General features: G+C 61.2%; 16 protein-coding genes and 3 tRNA genes. 1 reads left to right on the top strand and 18 read right to left on the bottom strand.

The genetic code is table 11. The features are described from left to right. The 17 genes from ACN9MO_RS05320 to ACN9MO_RS05240 form a co-directional block, all read right to left on the bottom strand. Entirely contained in the window at positions 1–1,512 is a 1,512-nt protein-coding gene (locus ACN9MO_RS05320; protein ID WP_057252314.1) for an NADH-quinone oxidoreductase subunit M, read from the bottom strand. After that, entirely contained in the window at positions 1,512–3,506 is a 1,995-nt protein-coding gene (gene nuoL, locus ACN9MO_RS05315) for an NADH-quinone oxidoreductase subunit L (protein WP_058321491.1), read from the bottom strand. The genes ACN9MO_RS05320 and nuoL overlap by 1 nt, the downstream gene beginning before the upstream one ends. 7 nt (positions 3,507–3,513) lie before the next feature. Next, positions 3,514–3,822, bottom strand: a complete 309-nt coding sequence (nuoK, locus tag ACN9MO_RS05310) for an NADH-quinone oxidoreductase subunit NuoK (protein ID WP_034803568.1) — start codon at positions 3,820–3,822, stop codon at positions 3,514–3,516. A 27-nt stretch (positions 3,823–3,849) separates the two neighbouring features. Continuing rightward, positions 3,850–4,464 (bottom strand): NADH-quinone oxidoreductase subunit J, encoded by a 615-nt coding sequence (locus tag ACN9MO_RS05305; protein WP_057252871.1) that lies wholly within the window; start codon positions 4,462–4,464, stop codon positions 3,850–3,852. A gap of 138 nt (positions 4,465–4,602) precedes the next feature. After that, a complete protein-coding gene (gene nuoI, locus ACN9MO_RS05300; RefSeq protein WP_025426590.1) occupies positions 4,603–5,094 on the bottom strand; it encodes an NADH-quinone oxidoreductase subunit NuoI in 492 nt (163 codons plus the stop codon). A gap of 64 nt (positions 5,095–5,158) precedes the next feature. Continuing rightward, on the bottom strand, positions 5,159–6,202 hold the full coding sequence (nuoH, locus tag ACN9MO_RS05295) for an NADH-quinone oxidoreductase subunit NuoH (protein ID WP_057252316.1): 1,044 nt from the start codon (positions 6,200–6,202) through the stop codon (positions 5,159–5,161). A gap of 20 nt (positions 6,203–6,222) precedes the next feature. Continuing rightward, positions 6,223–8,304, bottom strand: a complete 2,082-nt coding sequence (gene nuoG / locus ACN9MO_RS05290; RefSeq protein WP_112995496.1) for an NADH-quinone oxidoreductase subunit NuoG — start codon at positions 8,302–8,304, stop codon at positions 6,223–6,225. A gap of 110 nt (positions 8,305–8,414) precedes the next feature. Then, the gene (locus ACN9MO_RS05285; protein ID WP_112995497.1) at positions 8,415–9,065 is read right to left on the bottom strand and encodes an NADH:ubiquinone oxidoreductase; all 651 of its coding nucleotides are present in this window, start codon (positions 9,063–9,065) and stop codon (positions 8,415–8,417) included. 6 nt (positions 9,066–9,071) lie between these two features. After that, positions 9,072–10,376 carry an NADH-quinone oxidoreductase subunit NuoF gene (gene nuoF / locus ACN9MO_RS05280; protein WP_058329354.1) on the bottom strand — a complete coding sequence of 435 codons (1,305 nt, stop codon included), beginning with the start codon at positions 10,374–10,376 and terminating at the stop codon, positions 9,072–9,074. Between the two features lie 11 nt (positions 10,377–10,387). Beyond that, complete coding sequence (locus ACN9MO_RS05275) at positions 10,388–11,515, bottom strand: NADH-quinone oxidoreductase subunit E (protein ID WP_113132763.1); 1,128 nt, start codon at positions 11,513–11,515, stop codon at positions 10,388–10,390. 16 nt (positions 11,516–11,531) lie between these two features. Further along, the gene (locus ACN9MO_RS05270) at positions 11,532–11,789 is read right to left on the bottom strand and encodes a hypothetical protein (RefSeq protein ID WP_093232255.1); all 258 of its coding nucleotides are present in this window, start codon (positions 11,787–11,789) and stop codon (positions 11,532–11,534) included. Continuing rightward, a complete protein-coding gene (locus tag ACN9MO_RS05265; protein WP_058321497.1) occupies positions 11,789–12,979 on the bottom strand; it encodes an NADH-quinone oxidoreductase subunit D in 1,191 nt (396 codons plus the stop codon). Before ACN9MO_RS05265 ends, ACN9MO_RS05270 begins: the two co-directional genes overlap by 1 nt. Positions 12,980–13,036: 57 nt before the next feature. Beyond that, complete coding sequence (locus ACN9MO_RS05260) at positions 13,037–13,642, bottom strand: NADH-quinone oxidoreductase subunit C (RefSeq protein ID WP_057252333.1); 606 nt, start codon at positions 13,640–13,642, stop codon at positions 13,037–13,039. A 17-nt stretch (positions 13,643–13,659) separates the two neighbouring features. After that, positions 13,660–14,241 carry a NuoB/complex I 20 kDa subunit family protein gene (locus ACN9MO_RS05255; protein ID WP_057252335.1) on the bottom strand — a complete coding sequence of 194 codons (582 nt, stop codon included), beginning with the start codon at positions 14,239–14,241 and terminating at the stop codon, positions 13,660–13,662. Continuing rightward, complete coding sequence (locus tag ACN9MO_RS05250) at positions 14,232–14,597, bottom strand: NADH-quinone oxidoreductase subunit A (protein WP_034803593.1); 366 nt, start codon at positions 14,595–14,597, stop codon at positions 14,232–14,234. The genes ACN9MO_RS05255 and ACN9MO_RS05250 overlap by 10 nt, the downstream gene beginning before the upstream one ends. Before the next feature lie 298 nt (positions 14,598–14,895). Then, positions 14,896–14,972 (bottom strand) — tRNA-Asp (locus ACN9MO_RS05245). A gap of 76 nt (positions 14,973–15,048) precedes the next feature. Further along, positions 15,049–15,125: transfer RNA gene (locus ACN9MO_RS05240), tRNA-Asp, on the bottom strand. Positions 15,126–15,577: 452 nt separating this feature from the next. Between ACN9MO_RS05240 and ACN9MO_RS05235 the strand changes: the two genes are divergently transcribed. Next, a tRNA-Val gene (locus ACN9MO_RS05235) sits at positions 15,578–15,653 on the top strand. A gap of 254 nt (positions 15,654–15,907) precedes the next feature. Here ACN9MO_RS05235 and ACN9MO_RS05230 read toward each other — a convergent pair. Continuing rightward, positions 15,908–16,306, bottom strand: a complete 399-nt coding sequence (locus ACN9MO_RS05230; RefSeq protein ID WP_113132762.1) for a (R)-mandelonitrile lyase — start codon at positions 16,304–16,306, stop codon at positions 15,908–15,910. Positions 16,307–16,367 lie beyond the last annotated feature (61 nt).

Genomic DNA, 16,367 nt, shown 5'->3' with positions numbered 1-16,367 from the left:
TCATTGCACCGAAAGCGCAACGTTTTGCGCTGCCTGCAGGGCTGCGGAGTAGTTGTTGACGAGCAGATCCACGGAAGCCGCGGTTGCATCGAAGATCGGTGCCGGATAGACGCCGAAAAAGATCGTCAGGATCACCAGCGGATAGAGGATCGCCTTTTCACGACCGGAAAGATCGAGCAGAGACTTCAGGCTTTCCTTCTCCAGCGCACCGAAGATCACTCGTCGGTAGAGCCAGAGCGCATAGGCGGCCGAAAGGATCACACCGGACGTGGCGAAGAGCGCCACCCAGGTGTTGGCGCGGAAGGCGCCGACCAAGGTCAGCACTTCACCGACGAAGCTAGACGTGCCCGGCAAGCCAACATTGGCCATGGTGAACACCATGAAGGCGACGGCGTATTTCGGCATATTGTTGACGAGACCGCCATAGGCCGCGATCTCGCGGGTGTGCAAACGGTCATAGACGACGCCGACGCAAAGGAAGAGTGCGCCGGAGACGATGCCGTGCGACAGCATCTGGAAGATCGCGCCCTGAACGCCCTGAACATTGGCGGCGAAGATGCCCATCGTCACATAGCCCATGTGCGCCACCGACGAATAGGCGATCAGCTTCTTGATGTCGGTCTGCATCATCGCGACCAGCGAAGTGTAGATGATGGCAACGACCGAGAGCGTGAAGACGAACGGAGCGAAATAGTCGGATGCCAGCGGGAACATCGGCAGCGAGAAGCGCAGGAAGCCGTAGCCGCCGAGCTTCAGGAGAATGCCCGCCAGGATAACGGATCCCGCCGTCGGCGCCTGAACGTGCGCGTCCGGAAGCCAGGTGTGAACCGGCCACATCGGCATCTTCACCGCGAAGGAGGCGAAGAAGGCCAGCCACAACCAGGTCTGCATCTGGCGCGGGAAGTTGTAGGCGAGCAGCTGCGTGATGTCGGTGGTACCGGCCTGCCAGTACATCGCCATGATCGCGAGCAGCATCAGCACCGAGCCGAGCAGCGTGTAGAGGAAGAACTTGTAGCTGGCGTAAACGCGGTCCTTGCCACCCCAGACGCCGATGATGAGGAACATCGGGATCAGGCCAGCTTCGAAGAACACGTAGAACAGCACGATATCGAGCGACACGAAGACGCCGATCATGAACGTTTCCAAGACCAGAAACGCGATCATGTATGCCTTGAGACGCTTCTCGATCGACAGCCAGCTTGCGAGCACGCAGAACGGCATGAGGAAGGCCGAGAGCACGACGAAGAGCACCGAGATGCCATCGACTCCGAGATGGTAGGAAATGCCGGTGCCGAGCCACTCGTGCTTTTCGAGCATCTGGAAGCCGGGGTTCGACGCGTCGAACTGGTACCAGATGTAGACCGACACCGCGAAGGTGAAGATCGTCGTCAGCAGCGAAACGTTCAGGATGTTCCGGCGGCCGTAGGCGCTGTCTTCCCTGACAAGCAAGAGAAGCAGTACGCCGACGAGCGGCATGAAGGTGACCGCGGAAAGTACGGGCCAATCGGTCATCAGAAGGAACTCCTGAACATCATCCAAGTAACAAGCGCGGCAATGCCGATCAGCATCGCGAACGCGTAGTGATAGAGGTAACCAGTCTGCAGGCGGACAACGCGGTCAGTAACGTTGAGCACACGTGCGGCAATGCCGTTCGGGCCGTAGCCATCGATCACGCGACCGTCGCCTTCCTTCCAGAGGAAGGTGCCGAGCCACTTGGCCGAGCGCACGAACAGCAGGTCGTAGAGCTCGTCGAAGTACCACTTGTTGAGCAGGAACTGGTAGAGGCCACGGTGCTGGTCTGCCAGATACTTCGGCAGTTCCGGCCGGCGGATATACATGTACCAGGCGGTGAAGAGGCCGAGCGCCATGGCGCAGAACGGGCTCCACTTAACCCACAGCGGTACGTGGTGGTACTCATGCAGGACTTCGTTTTCAGCCGATGTGAACAGCGCACCCTTCCAGAACTCGGCATAGCCTTCGCCGAAGAAGTGGTCGTGGAAGAGGAAACCTGCGATCAGTGCGCCGGCGGCGAGAATGTAGAGCGGCACCAGCATGACCTGCGGCGACTCGTGCACGTGATGCATGACATCCGACGACGCACGGGGCTTGCCGTGGAACGTCATGAAGGCCAGGCGCCACGAATAGAAGCTGGTGAAGAGCGCGGCGACCACCAGCAGGGCGAAGGCGAAACCGGATACCGAGCTGTGCGCGGCAAACGTCGACTCGATGATCGCGTCCTTCGAGAAGAAGCCAGCCGTACCGAAGAGCGTACCGGGAATACCGACACCGGTCAGCGCGATCGTACCGATGAACATCATCCAGTAGGTGACCGGGATGTGCTTCCTGAGGCCACCCATGTAGCGCATGTCCTGCTCGCCATCGACGGCGTGAATGACCGAACCGGCACCCAAGAACAGGAGAGCCTTGAAGAAGGCGTGCGTGAACAGGTGGAAGATCGCTGCGCCATAGGCGCCGACGCCGAGCGCCACAAACATGTAGCCGAGCTGCGAGCAGGTCGAGTAGGCGATGACGCGCTTGATGTCGTTCTGAACGAGACCGACGGTCGCGGCGAAGAAGGCGGTGATGGCACCGATGATCGTCACGACGGTCAGTGCGTCCGGCGACAGTTCGAAGAGCGGCGACATGCGGGCGACGAGGAAGACGCCGGCGGTAACCATGGTTGCGGCATGGATAAGTGCCGAAACCGGAGTCGGGCCTTCCATGGCATCCGGAAGCCAGGTGTGCAGCAGGAACTGCGCCGACTTACCCATCGCGCCCATGAAGAGCAGAAGGCAGGCCGCAGTGATCGCGTCAGCCTTGTCAAGGTGCATGCCGAACAGGGTGACAACCGCCTCCCCTGCTGCAGCGCCTTCGGCCGGCAGGTAGGTCTGGGCGGCGGCGAAGATCGTCTCGAAGTTGACCGAGCCGAACAGCACGAAGACGAGGAAGATGCCGAGCGAGAAGCCGAAGTCGCCGACGCGGTTGACGATGAAGGCCTTCATCGCGGCAGCATTCGCCGACGGCTTCTTGTACCAGAAGCCGATGAGCAGGTAGGACGCGAGACCCACACCTTCCCAGCCGAAGAACATCTGCACCAGATTGTCCGACGTGATGAGCATCAGCATCGCGAAGGTGAAGAGCGACAGATAGGCAAAGAAGCGCGGACGATGCGGATCGTGGTGCATGTATCCGATCGAATAGACATGCACGAGCGTCGACACCGTGTTGACGACGACGAACATGACCGATGTCAGCGTATCGACGCGGAACGCCCATTCGACATCGAAGCTGCCGGATTGGATCCAGCGCAGCACCGAAACCTTGATCATCTCCTGGTGGCCCAAGGCGACGTCGAAGAAGACGTACCAGGACAGCGCAGCGGCGATGATCATCAGACCGCTTGTCACATATTCCGATGCCTTGGCGCCGATCGAAGTACCGAAGAGGCCGGCGATCAGAAAGCCGATCAAAGGCAGGAAGACGATAGCCTTGATGATGGTATCCATAGCCCAATCAGCCCTTCATCATGTTGACGTCTTCAACAGCGATCGAGCCGCGGTTGCGGTAGAAGACGACGAGAATTGCAAGTCCGATAGCCGCTTCCGCAGCCGCGACGGTCAGGATGAACAGGGCGAAGACCTGGCCAGTGATGTCGTTCAGGAACGCCGAGAAAGCGACCATGTTGATGTTGACCGCGAGAAGAATGAGTTCGACCGACATCAGGATAACGATGACGTTCTTCCGGTTCAGGAAGATGCCAAAGACGCCCAGCGTGAACAGGATGGCGCTGACGGTGAGATAGTGGGAAATTCCGATTTCCATTTTATGTTCCTCGATCTCGCGTCCGACTTAGATGCCCTGGCCCGGCTTGACCGTGACCACTTCGACGGCGGTCTCGGGCGTACGGGCAACCTGCTGCGGGATATTCTGGCGCTTGATGTTTTCGCGGTGGCGCAGGGTCAGCACGATGGCGCCGATCATGGCGACGAGCAGCACAAGGCCAGCGATCTGGAAGAAGTAGACGTAGTGCGTATAGAGCACGTCGCCGAGGGCAGCCGTGTTCGTGCGCTCCGTGACGGCCGGGATCGGCATCGAAATCGCCTTGGCGATCTCAGGCGAGAATGTTGCGCCGCCGACCACGATGATAAGCTCGGCAGCCAGGATCAGGCCGATCAGCGCGCCGATCGGCGCGTATTCGAGCACGCCCGCCCGCAATTCCGCGAAGTCGATGTCGAGCATCATGACGACGAACAGGAACAGCACCGCGACCGCACCGACATAGACGACCAGCAGGATCATCGCGAGGAATTCGGCGCCGGTCAGCAGGAACAGGCCTGCCGAGTTAAAGAAGGTCAGGATCAGGAACAGAACCGAATAAACCGGGTTCCTGGCCGCAATGACCATAAATGCCGACGCCACCGCGATGAAGGCAAAGAGATAGAAAAAAAGAACCTGCAGACCCATGATCGGTGCCTTCTTCGTCTTGCACGGCGTGAGGCGCTTCAGGCCCCACTCCACAGGCAAAGCCGGACACGCGTCCGGCCGTTGCCCAAACCTATGTCACATGCACCGCCCTCCCCGGGGCGGCGCGACGCTCTGGCCTCAGCGATAGGGCGAGTCCATTGCGATGTTGCGGGCGATTTCGCGCTCCCAACGGTCGCCGTTGGCGAGGAGCTTGTCCTTGTCGTAGTAAAGCTCTTCGCGCGTCTCGGTGGCGAACTCGAAGTTCGGGCCCTCGACGATGGCATCAACCGGACAGGCTTCCTGGCAGAAGCCGCAATAGATGCACTTCACCATGTCGATGTCGTAGCGCACCGTACGGCGGGTGCCGTCGTTGCGGCGCGGTCCAGCTTCGATGGTGATGGCCTGTGCAGGACAGATCGCCTCGCAGAGCTTGCAGGCGATGCAACGCTCTTCACCATTCGGGTAGCGGCGCAGCGCATGCTCGCCACGGAAGCGCGGGCTGACCGGCCCCTTTTCAAAGGGGTAGTTCAACGTCGCCTTCGGCTTGAAGAAATAGCGCATCGACAGAAAGAACGCGCCGACGAATTCCTTCAGGAACAGCGAGCTGACGGCTTGCGAAAGACCGGCCATCATTTACCTCCAGAGTTGCCGGCCTGGGAGCGACCGGCGGTATGCTGCCAAACGTGAGCCATCGTCATGCGGCTCCCGTCAGCTTGAGAACGAATGCAGTGATCACGACCATTGCAAGAGAGATCGGCAGGAAGACCTTCCAGCCGAGACGCATCAGTTGGTCGTAGCGGTAACGCGGAACGAAAGCCTTCACCATTGCGAACATGAAGAACACGAAGGATGCCTTCAGAACGAACCAGATGATGCCGGGAACCCAGTTCAAGAACCAGACGTCAACCGGGGGCAGCCAGCCGCCGAGGAACAGGATCGTCGTCAGCGCGCACATCAGGCAGATGGCGGCATATTCGCCGAGCATGAACATCATGTACGGGGTCGAGCCGTACTCGACCATGAAGCCGGCGACGAGTTCGGATTCGGCTTCCGGCAGGTCGAAGGGCGGGCGGTTCGTTTCGGCAAGTGCGGAAATGAAGAACACGATGAACATCGGGAACAGCGCCAGCCAATGCCAGTCGAGGAACGACGCCGGCAGGCCGAGATTCGTGCCGATGCCCGTGGACTGAGCGTTGACGATGTCCGTCAGGTTCAGCGAGCCGACGCAGAGCAGGACGGTAACGATGACGAAGCCGATAGAGACTTCATAGGAGACCATCTGTGCCGCGGAGCGGAGCGCGCCGAGGAAGGGATATTTGGAATTCGACGCCCAGCCGCCCATGATGATGCCATAAACTTCAAGAGAAGATATGGCGAAGACGAAGAGGATGCCGACGTTGACGTTCGCGATGACCCAGCCGGCGTTGAGTGGGATCACCGCCCAGGCGGCAAGCGCCAGCGTCACGGAGACGAGCGGTGCGAGCAGGAAGATCGCCTTGTTGGCGCCAGCCGGAATCACCGGCTCCTTGAAGACGAACTTCAAAAGGTCGGCGAAGGACTGGAAAAGTCCCCACGGGCCTACCACATTCGGACCACGGCGGAGCTGAACTGCAGCCCAGATCTTACGGTCGGCAAGCAGAATGTAGGCGATGAAAAGCAGCAGCGCGACCAGGAGCAGCAGCGACTGGGCGACCATGATGATCGTGGGCCAGACATAGGTCGAAACGAAAGCGTCCATGATACTCTATTCCCTCGCGCTCATTCCGCCGCAGCTTTGAAGTTGTTGCGTGCCAAAGCCGAGCATTCGGCCATGACGGCGGATGCGCGCGCTATCGGGTTCGTCAAATAGAAGTCTTTGACCGGAGACGCAAACACGGATTTGCCCATCTCACCGGCTTTTTGGCCGAGTGCGGCAATTTCGTCGCCGTTGCCGGTCGCGATCGCGTCGACATCCGCGAAATGCGGGTGAGCCGCATAGAGCTTCGAGCGCAATTCGCCAAGCGAATCAAAGGGCAGCTTCTTGCCGAGAACGTCGGAGAGTGCGCGAATGATCGCCCAGTCCTCACGCGCATCACCCGGTGCGAAGCCGGCACGGTTGCCGACCTGAACGCGACCTTCCGTGTTGACCCAGGTGCCGGACTTTTCGGTGTAGGTCGCACCCGGCAGGATGACGTCGGCGGCATGCGCGCCGTTGTCGCCGTGCGAACCGACATAGACGGTGAAGCCGGACTTGCGACCGGCAAGGTCGATCTCATCGGCGCCGAGCAGGAAGAGAACGTCGGAAGCGGTAACCATTTCGGCCGCCGTCTTGCCGTTCGCACCCGGTACGAAGCCGAGGTCGAGACCACCGACGCGGGAAGCAGCCGTGTGCAGAACGGCAAAGCCGTTCCACTCGGCAGTGACCGCACCGACGGCGCCCGCGAGCTTGGCGGCGGCAGCAAGAACGGCAGCGCCGCCCTCCCCTGCAATCGCGCCCTGGCCGATGAGAATCATCGGGCGCTGCGCCTTCTTGAGCGTCGCGGCAAACTTGCCCTTGCCGGAGACGAGTTCGGCGAGCGTTTCGGTGCCGGCGCCGAGATATTCGTATTCGTAGCGCAGCTCGCCGGGCTCCCCGATCACGGCGATCGGGAAGTTGCCCATGCGGTAGCGCTTGCGGATACGGGCGTTGAGGACCGAAGCCTCGAAGCGCGGGTTGGAGCCGATGATCAGCAGCGCATCAGCGCTTTCGATGCCGGCGATGGTCGGGTTGAAAAGGTAGCTGGCGCGGCCAAGCGACGGGTCGAGTGCGGCGCCGTCCTGGCGGCAATCGACGCTCTCGGAGCCGAGTGCTGCGATCAACTGCTTCAGCGCGTACATTTCTTCGACCGAAGCGAGGTCGCCGGCGATGGCGCCGATCTTGTCGCCGGAGGTCTTGGCAACGGCAGCCTTGACCGCCTGGAAGGCTTCGCCCCAGGTCGCCGGCTGCAGTCGGCCGTCCTTCTTGACATAGGGACGATCGAGACGCTGCGTCTTCAGGCCGTCCCAGATGAAGCGGCTCTTGTCGGAGATCCACTCTTCGTTGATGTCCTCATTGACGCGCGGCATGATGCGCATGACTTCGCGACCGCGGGTGTCGACGCGGATCGCAGAACCGAGTGCATCCATCACGTCGATGGATTCGGTCTTGTTCAGCTCCCACGGACGAGCAGTGAAGGCAAATGGCTTCGAGGTCAGCGCGCCGACCGGGCAGAGGTCAACGACGTTGCCCTGCAGTTCGGACGTCATCGCCTGCTCGAGATAGGTGGTGATCTCGGCGTCTTCGCCGCGGCCAATCAGGCCAAGCTCGGCAATACCGGCGACTTCGGTCGTGAAACGGACGCAACGCGTGCAGTGAATGCAGCGGTTCATCACGGTCTTGACCAGCGGGCCGATATACTTGTCTTCGACGGCGCGCTTGTTTTCCTGATAACGCGAGCTGTCGATACCGAAGGCCATCGCCTGGTCCTGCAGGTCGCATTCGCCGCCCTGGTCGCAGATCGGGCAGTCGAGCGGGTGGTTGATCAGCAGGAATTCCATCACGCCTTCGCGGGCCTTCTTGACCATCGGCGTGGTCGTGAAGACTTCCGGCGTCTCGCCGTTCGGGCCCGGACGGAGGTCGCGCACGCCCATGGCGCAGGAAGCGGCGGGCTTTGGCGGCCCTCCCTTCACTTCGATAAGACACATGCGGCAGTTGCCGGCGACCGACAGCCGCTCATGGAAACAGAAGCGCGGAACCTCGGCTCCGGCCTCTTCGCACGCCTGAAGCAGCGTGAAATGATCCGGTACCTCGATCTCTTTTCCGTCGACTTTCAGCTTTGCCATCTTCGTACTCAATCCTGTCTTCCGTCCATCGGCCTTCCGGCGACGGACAATTCCAACACAGCCTTGCTGCTTGCGGGCGATGACCGTCTCAGGTCCCCGCCCCTATTGTCTCACGCGCCCTTCAGCGCCTTGGCCTGTCCAACCCAATCGTCCCGCTTGATGCGGCCGCCGAAACCGAGCTCGTCGTCAAAGCGGGCAACGTCCGCCTCGCTCCAGCCGGCGATATCGGCAAAACCGCGAATGCCCTTCGCGTTGAGCACCTGCTCCAGCTTCGGGCCAATACCGGAAATCCGCTTGAGGTCGTCAGCAGCTTGCGCCTTGGCGCGCGCCGCGCGAACCTTGACCGGCTTCTCGACCGCGACCTTCTCAACGGCCGGTTTTGCCGCAATACGATTTGGCGAAGCGGCGGGCTTCACGACCGTTTTCGCTTCTGCTTCTGCCGGGAGCGCCGTCTCGGCGACAACGGTGGTTACGTCCTGCTCTGCCGGCTCCACCCGCTTCTGAGCCGCCTCGACCGCACCCTGCATCGCGCCGAACATCGCGCCAGCAAAGTGGCTGGTCAGACCGAAACCGATCGCTGTCACCGCCGCCATAGCGGCAGCCGGGTGAACCATCAGCGGGTGCAGCGACACCTGCGGCAGGCCCTTCATCCATTCGGCCATGCCGAACGGATCGGCCGGATCACCGCCGAGCGGACGCGCGAATGGAATGCCTGTTTCGGCCTGCCCTTTCATCTGTCCCTCCTCGCGTGCACCGGCCATCGCCTGTTACTCCGCCGCTTCCAGAACCGCGCCGTGCGACGAGGCATTGCGCGTGTATTCGTCGATGCGCTTTTCCATTTCCGGACGGAAGTGCTTGATCAGACCCTGGATCGGCCAGGCGGCTGCGTCGCCAAGCGCGCAGATCGTGTGGCCTTCCACCTGCTTGGTGACGTCGAACAGCATGTCGATCTCGCGCTTCTGGGCGCGACCCTGAACCATGCGTTCCATGACACGCATCATCCAGCCGGTACCTTCGCGGCACGGCGTGCACTGACCGCAGCTCTCGTGCTTGTAGAAGGCCGAGAGGCGCCAGATCGCCTTGATGATGTCTGTCGACCTGTCCATGACGATGACGGCGGCGGTTCCAAGACTGGAACCGACTTCGCGCAGCCCGTCGAAATCCATGATCGCGTCCTTCATCTGCGCGCCGGGCACGCAGGGAACGGACGAACCGCCGGGGATGACCGCGAGCAGGTTGTCCCAGCCGCCGCGAATGCCACCACAATGCTTTTCGATCAGCTCATGGAACGGGATCGACATCGCGTCTTCGACCGTGCACGGACGATTGACGTGGCCGGAAACCGAATAGAGTTTGGTACCGTGGTTGTTCGGACGGCCGAAGCTCGTATACCAGCCGGCGCCGCGGCGCAGGATGGTCGGCGTGACGGCGATCGACTCGACGTTATTGACGGTGGTCGGGCAGCCGTAGAGGCCCATGTTGGCCGGGAACGGCGGCTTCAGGCGCGGCTGGCCCTTCTTGCCTTCGAGGCTTTCGAGCAGGGCCGTCTCTTCGCCACAGATATAGGCGCCGGCGCCGTGGTGCACATAGATGTCGATGTCGTAGCCGAGCTTGTTGTTCTTGCCGAGCAGGCCGAAGGCGTAGCACTCGTCGATTGCCGCCTGCAGCGCCTCGCGCTCGCGGACGAACTCACCGCGCACATAGATATAGGCGACATGCGCACCCATGGCGAAGCTGGCGATGACGCAGCCTTCGATGAGCGTGTGCGGATCGTGACGCATGATGTCACGGTCCTTGCAGGTGCCGGGCTCCGACTCGTCGGCGTTGACGACGAGATAGTGCGGACGGCCGTCGCTTTCCTTCGGCATGAAGGACCACTTGAGGCCGGTGGGGAAGCCGGCGCCGCCACGACCGCGAAGGCCGGAAGCCTTCACTTCGTTGACGATCCAGTCGCGACCCTTTTCGAGCAGCTGCTTGGTGCCGTCCCAGTGGCCGCGCGCCATGGCGCCCTTCAGGGACTTGTCCTTGAGGCCGTAGATGTTGGTAAAGATGCGGTCTTCATCTCTGAGCATAATTCACCTCTTTACCGCGGCTTCTTGCCGAAGACCTTGATGTATTCGGCTTCGCCGCCCTTGGCGAGCGCCTTGGCCTGCTTGACCCAGTCGTCGCGTTCGATGCGGCCCTTGAAATTCAGGTATCCGTCGACCCACTCGCGCTCCGCCTTCTTCCACGAAGCAAGTTGCGCGTAGGTGTAGATGCCCAGTTCGTTCAGCGTACCCTCGATCTTCGGACCGACGCCCGAGATCAGCTTGAGGTCGTCGACGGCCGCCGGCTTTTCGATGCCGGCCGGGCGGTTCTTGTCCTCAAGCGGCGGCTTGCCGGAAACGGTTGCCGCCTTGGCGGGCTTCGACTTGTCGACGGTGTCGCCTTCGACCTTGGCGTTGGCGGCAGCCTCGGCCTTTGCCGTAGCCGGCGTCTTCAGGGAAGCATTGGTCTCGCTGGCAGCCGTCTTGACACGGCCGGCGTTGGACGGCGGCACGGAGACGGCCGGCGCGTCGCTGACCTTCTTGGCGCTGGTCGCCGCCTTGGCCGGAGCCAGATCAGCCAACATCAGCGACGTCAGACCGCCTTCCGGTGCGGAATAGATACGGTCGATCTGCGGACCGGGGGTGACTTCGGCACCCTTGCCTGCTTCGAAACGGTCGATGATCTGCTCGAGTTGCTCGGGCGTCAGGTCTTCGAAGGTATCCTTGAAGATCATGACCATCGGCGCGTTGACGCAGGCGCCCTGACATTCGACTTCTTCCCAGGAGAGCGTGCCGCTCTCGTTGAGCGTGAAGGGATCCTGGGCGATCTTGCTCTTGCAGACCTTGATCAGGTCTTCGGCGCCACGCAGCATGCACGGCGTCGTGCCGCAAACCTGAACGTGCGCACGCGTACCGACAGGCTTCAGCTGGAACTGGGTGTAGAAGGTCGCGACTTCGAGCGCGCGGATATAGGCCATGCCGAGCATGTCGGCGATCGACTCAATGGCGGCCTTCGTGACCCAGCCGTCCTGGTCCTGAGCGCGCATCAAAAGCGGAATGACGGCGGACTGCTCACGGCCCTTGGGGTATTTCTTGATCGTTTCCTTCGCCCAGGCGGCGTTCTCCTTGCTGAAGGCAAAGCTCGCTGGCTGGACGGTGTCTTCGGCTAGTCGACGAACGGACATTCTAGTGGACACCTTATCAGTTAATCGAACCGCACCGCGATTTCGTCACAGAGACGAATTCGCAGGCATAGGCTGACTGGTCTTTCTGCAAAAATACGATGTAGCGCGTGCCATTGGCGACCGCGGCCTTGATCTCGTAGCCCTTGGCCACAAGGTCGGCCATCGAGCCCCCGCGCATGCCGCCCGACGTCGCGCCGCTATCGACCGATTCCTGTGCGGAAGCGGTCGATGCAAACGCGAGAAGAGCAAGCGTGGCCAGGGGCACGAGACGCATCAGCGGTCCACCTCACCGAACACGATATCGAGGGAGCCCAGCACGGCCGAAACGTCGGCAAGCTGGTGTCCCCGACAGAGGAAATCCATCGCCTGGAGATGCGCGTAACCCGGCGCACGGATCTTGCAGCGATAGGGCTTGTTGGTGCCGTCGGAGACGAGGTAGACGCCGAACTCGCCCTTCGGCGCTTCGACGGCGGCGTAAACTTCGCCGGCCGGCACGTGATAGCCTTCGGTGTAGAGCTTGAAGTGGTGGATCAGCGCTTCCATCGAGCGCTTCATCTCGCCGCGCTTCGGCGGAACGATCTTGCCGTCGAGCGACGAAACCGGACCGACTTTGGCATCGCCGAGCAGGCGATCGACGCACTGGCGCATGATGCGCGCCGACTGGCGCATTTCGATCATGCGGATCAGGTAGCGGTCGAAGCAGTCGCCGTTCTTGCCGATCGGAATGTCGAATTCCATGTCGGAATAGCATTCGTAGGGCTGCGAGCGGCGCAGGTCCCAGGCAGCACCCGAGCCACGCACCATCACGCCCGAGAATCCCCAGGCCCAGGCGTCATCGAGCTTGACGACGCCGATATCGACGTTGCGCTGCTTGAAGATGCGGTTGCCCGTCAGGAGCTCGTCGATGTCGTCGACGGTCTTCAGGAACGGATCGATCCACTTGCCGATGTCTTCGACCAGCTCGTGCGGCAGGTCCTGATGGACACCGCCCGGACGGAAATAGGCCGAGTGCATGCGCGCGCCGCAGGCACGCTCATAGAACACCATCAGCTTTTCGCGCTCTTCGAAACCCCAGAGCGGCGGCGTCAACGCACCGACGTCCATGGCCTGCGTGGTCACGTTCAGCAGGTGCGAGAGGATGCGGCCGATTTCCGAGTAGAGGACGCGGATGAGCTGGCCGCGGATCGGCACTTCCGTGGCCGTCAGCTTCTCGATCGCCAGCGCAAAGGCATGCTCCTGGTTCATCGGCGCCACGTAGTCGAGGCGGTCGAAATAGGGCACGGCCTGCAGATAGGTCTTGGTCTCGATCAGCTTCTCGGTGCCGCGATGCAGCAGGCCGATATGCGGATCGACGCGCTCGACGATCTCGCCATCAAGCTCGAGCACCAGACGAAGAACGCCGTGCGCCGCCGGATGCTGCGGGCCAAAGTTGATGTTGAAATTGCGGACGTTATGTTCGGTCATACCGATTGCTCCAGGCCGGACGGCAGCCGTTCGACGGCTACCGCGGGCCATTTAGTCTCACCGTGCCTTCGCCTTCTCGTCGCCGGGCAGGACGTAATCCGTGCCTTCCCAGGGAGAGAGGAAGTCGAAGTTGCGGAATTCCTGCTTCAGCTCGACGGGTTCGTAGACGACGCGCTTGGCCTCGTCGTCGTAACGGACCTCGACAAAACCGGTGACCGGAAAGTCCTTGCGCAGCGGATGTCCTTCGAAACCGTAGTCCGTCAGGATGCGGCGCAGGTCCGGATGGCCGGTGAACAGGATGCCGTACATGTCGTAGGCTTCACGCTCGAACCAGTCGGCGCCGGGATAGACCGGCGTCGCCGACGGCACAGGCTCGTTCTCGCCGGTCTGGACCTTAATGCGCACGCGCAGGTTCTGGCGCGGCGACAGCAGGTGATAGACGACATCGAAACGGTCGGGACGCTGCGGCCAGTCGACGCCGCAGACATCGACGAAGTTGATGAAAGCGCAGTGCACGTCATCGCGCAGGAAGGTGAGCAGCGCGATGAGGTTCGCAGACGTAGTCGTCAGCGTCAGTTCGCCATAGTTCAGCGACGCGTCGGAGATCAGCGCACCGCGTGTTTCGCGCAGGTAGGACGCAAGCTCGTTCAGGGCTTCACTCATATCAAAGACCCCCTGCCTTAGCGCTCGATCGTGCCGGTCCGGCGAATCTTCTTCTGCAGCAGAAGCACGCCGTAAAGCAGCGCTTCTGCTGTGGGAGGACAGCCTGGCACATAGATGTCGACGGGAACGACGCGGTCGCAGCCGCGAACAACCGAATAGGAATAATGGTAGTAGCCGCCACCGTTGGCGCAAGAACCCATCGAGATGACGTAACGCGGCTCCGGCATCTGGTCGTAGACCTTGCGGAGCGCAGGCGCCATCTTGTTGGTCAGCGTGCCGGCGACGATCATGACGTCGGACTGACGCGGTGAGGCGCGCGGCGCGAAACCGAAACGCTCGGCATCATAACGCGGCATCGACATCTGCATCATCTCGACCGCGCAGCAGGCGAGACCGAAGGTCATCCACATCAGCGAGCCGGTACGGGCCCAGTTGATGAGCTCATCCGTCGAGGTGACGAGAAAACCCTTGTCGGCGAGTTCATTGTTGATCTCGCCGAAGAATGCATCATTGCTGCCGATCGGCTTGCCGGTGGAGGGATCGATGATCCCCTTCGGCTTGGGCGCAACGAGCGTAGTGCCGGATGCTGCTAGTTCCATTCCAGCGCTCCCTTCTTCCATTCATAGATAAAGCCGATCGTCAGCACGCCGAGGAAGACCATCATCGACCAGAAGCCGAACCAGCCCAGCTCATGGAACGAGACCGCCCAGGGGAAGAGGAAGGCCACTTCGAGGTCGAAGATGATGAAGAGGATCGACACGAGATAGAAGCGGATGTCGAACTTCATGCGGGCGTCATCGAACGCATTGAAGCCGCACTCGTAGGCCGACAGTTTTTCCGAATCAGGAGCCTTGAAGGCGACGGCGAAGGGAGCAATCAGAAGCGCCACACCGATCACCAATGCGATTCCAATGAAAATCGCGATCGGAACGTAGGAACCGAGAAGTTCAGTCATTGTTATCCGTCCCTGCCTGCGGGAGGGCGCATGGGAGAGCGCCAGAACAACAGATCTCGCAGGCCGAAAAATATGTTGCAACGCCAGAGTGGTTAGCGCAGCCCGCGCCCGTGCGCAAGCCTTCAAGGGTCAATTAAACCGGTTCGCGACACAGGATCGAATGGGTGGAGACGACAAAGCTCGGAATCGCAAGCCGTGACCGACTTTACCGTAAACAGCGGCAAGGAGAGACAGATTGCCGCAGTGCACAAATCAGGGCTAGCGCACGCAAAAACAGGAGGAGTGTAAGAAGAAGAAATGGCGCGAGTGACGGGGCTCGAACCCGCGACCTCCGGCGTGACAGGCCGGCACTCTAACCGACTGAGCTACACCCGCGCATGATGACCGCGAACGATCATTATTACCACCATCGGCGCTTCCTGAGAATGCCTAGGCAATTCCAGATCAAGAGTGGCGCGAGTGACGGGGCTCGAACCCGCGACCTCCGGCGTGACAGGCCGGCACTCTAACCGACTGAGCTACACCCGCATCATCTTGACTTGGTTGGAGCGTTTCCGCCCCGGCACCGAGCGGGCTTGCCCGTTCGATGAGCGGCTAACTAAGCGGTTCGCATTTGGGTGTCAAGCGTGTTTGAAGACAAATCCGTGACGGAATGAAAATAGATCCACAGGACAAAGTGACGACAAAGTTCAGGAGGCCGGATCATGCACACGACGCAGCCACATGCCCACTCCGATCGCCTCTTCCATCCCGTGCAGTGATCCCGAACGGCAAATCTTTATCTCTCGCCCTCCCCTGCCACGGGTGACGGCCAAAGACACGCTTTCTTGTCCACAACCAGGAACCCCGGCAATTCAGGGCATCGCGCGATCCAAGACAAAAAAAATCATAAAAACGATACAAATGCTCTTGCGGTTTTTTTCGGTTACGCCTAGATCACGGCCACCGACGCGGCGGACTGATCCGGTCCAAACGCTGAAGGGCGATTAGCTCAGTTGGTAGAGCGCCTCGTTTACACCGAGGATGTCGGGAGTTCGAGTCTCTCATCGCCCACCATTTTCCTTCTCCTCCCAATTCATCGCATAAGATAGCGACCTCGCGGCGTTAGAACCTTGTTGCGTTCGTGACTGTTCATAGGCCGAGAATGCGTTCGCTCCGGCGACGCCTATCTGTGCCACGATAGCGCTGATGTTGAGCGGCGCCTGTCGGGGACAGAAGCGGCTGTGCCTGACAGCCGCCGTCAGCCATGCACTCCCCACCATCGACGTGACCGGCCGTTCCTGTCGGTCAGCTGATTCTGTCGCGTGGCTCTACGCCCCGCGATACTGTTCGTCGGTCACATGCTCCAGCCAATCCACAGCCTTGCCGTCGAGCGCTTCCTGAATCGCAAGATGAACCATTGCGGTATCGGGTGCGGCACCGTGCCAGTGTTTTTCGCCCGGCAGGAACCAGACCACGTCGCCGACACGAATCTCGCGCACCGGGCCGCCCCAGCTTTGCGCGAGGCCGCGGCCGGCGGTCACGATCAATGTCTGACCGAGTGGATGGGTGTGCCAGGCGGTGCGGGCGCCCGGCTCGAAGGTAACGCTGACGGCGCGGATCCGCGCCGGATCTGCGGTCTCGATGACCGGATCCTGCCGCACCGTACCGGTGAAATACTCAGCCGGCGCGCGCGTCGAAGGTCTCGACCCACCGGGTATGATGTCCATCTCTCGTTCCTCCGGGTTTTTCGTTTGCGGCGCTTCTTTTCAGCGAAAGCGCGTCACGCCA

This window comes from Ensifer sp. R-19, from assembly GCF_049905105.1.
GTDB lineage: Bacteria > Pseudomonadota > Alphaproteobacteria > Rhizobiales > Rhizobiaceae > Ensifer.
Note: the sequence above shows the minus strand (reverse complement) of the source record. Positions and strands in the feature narration are given on the sequence as shown.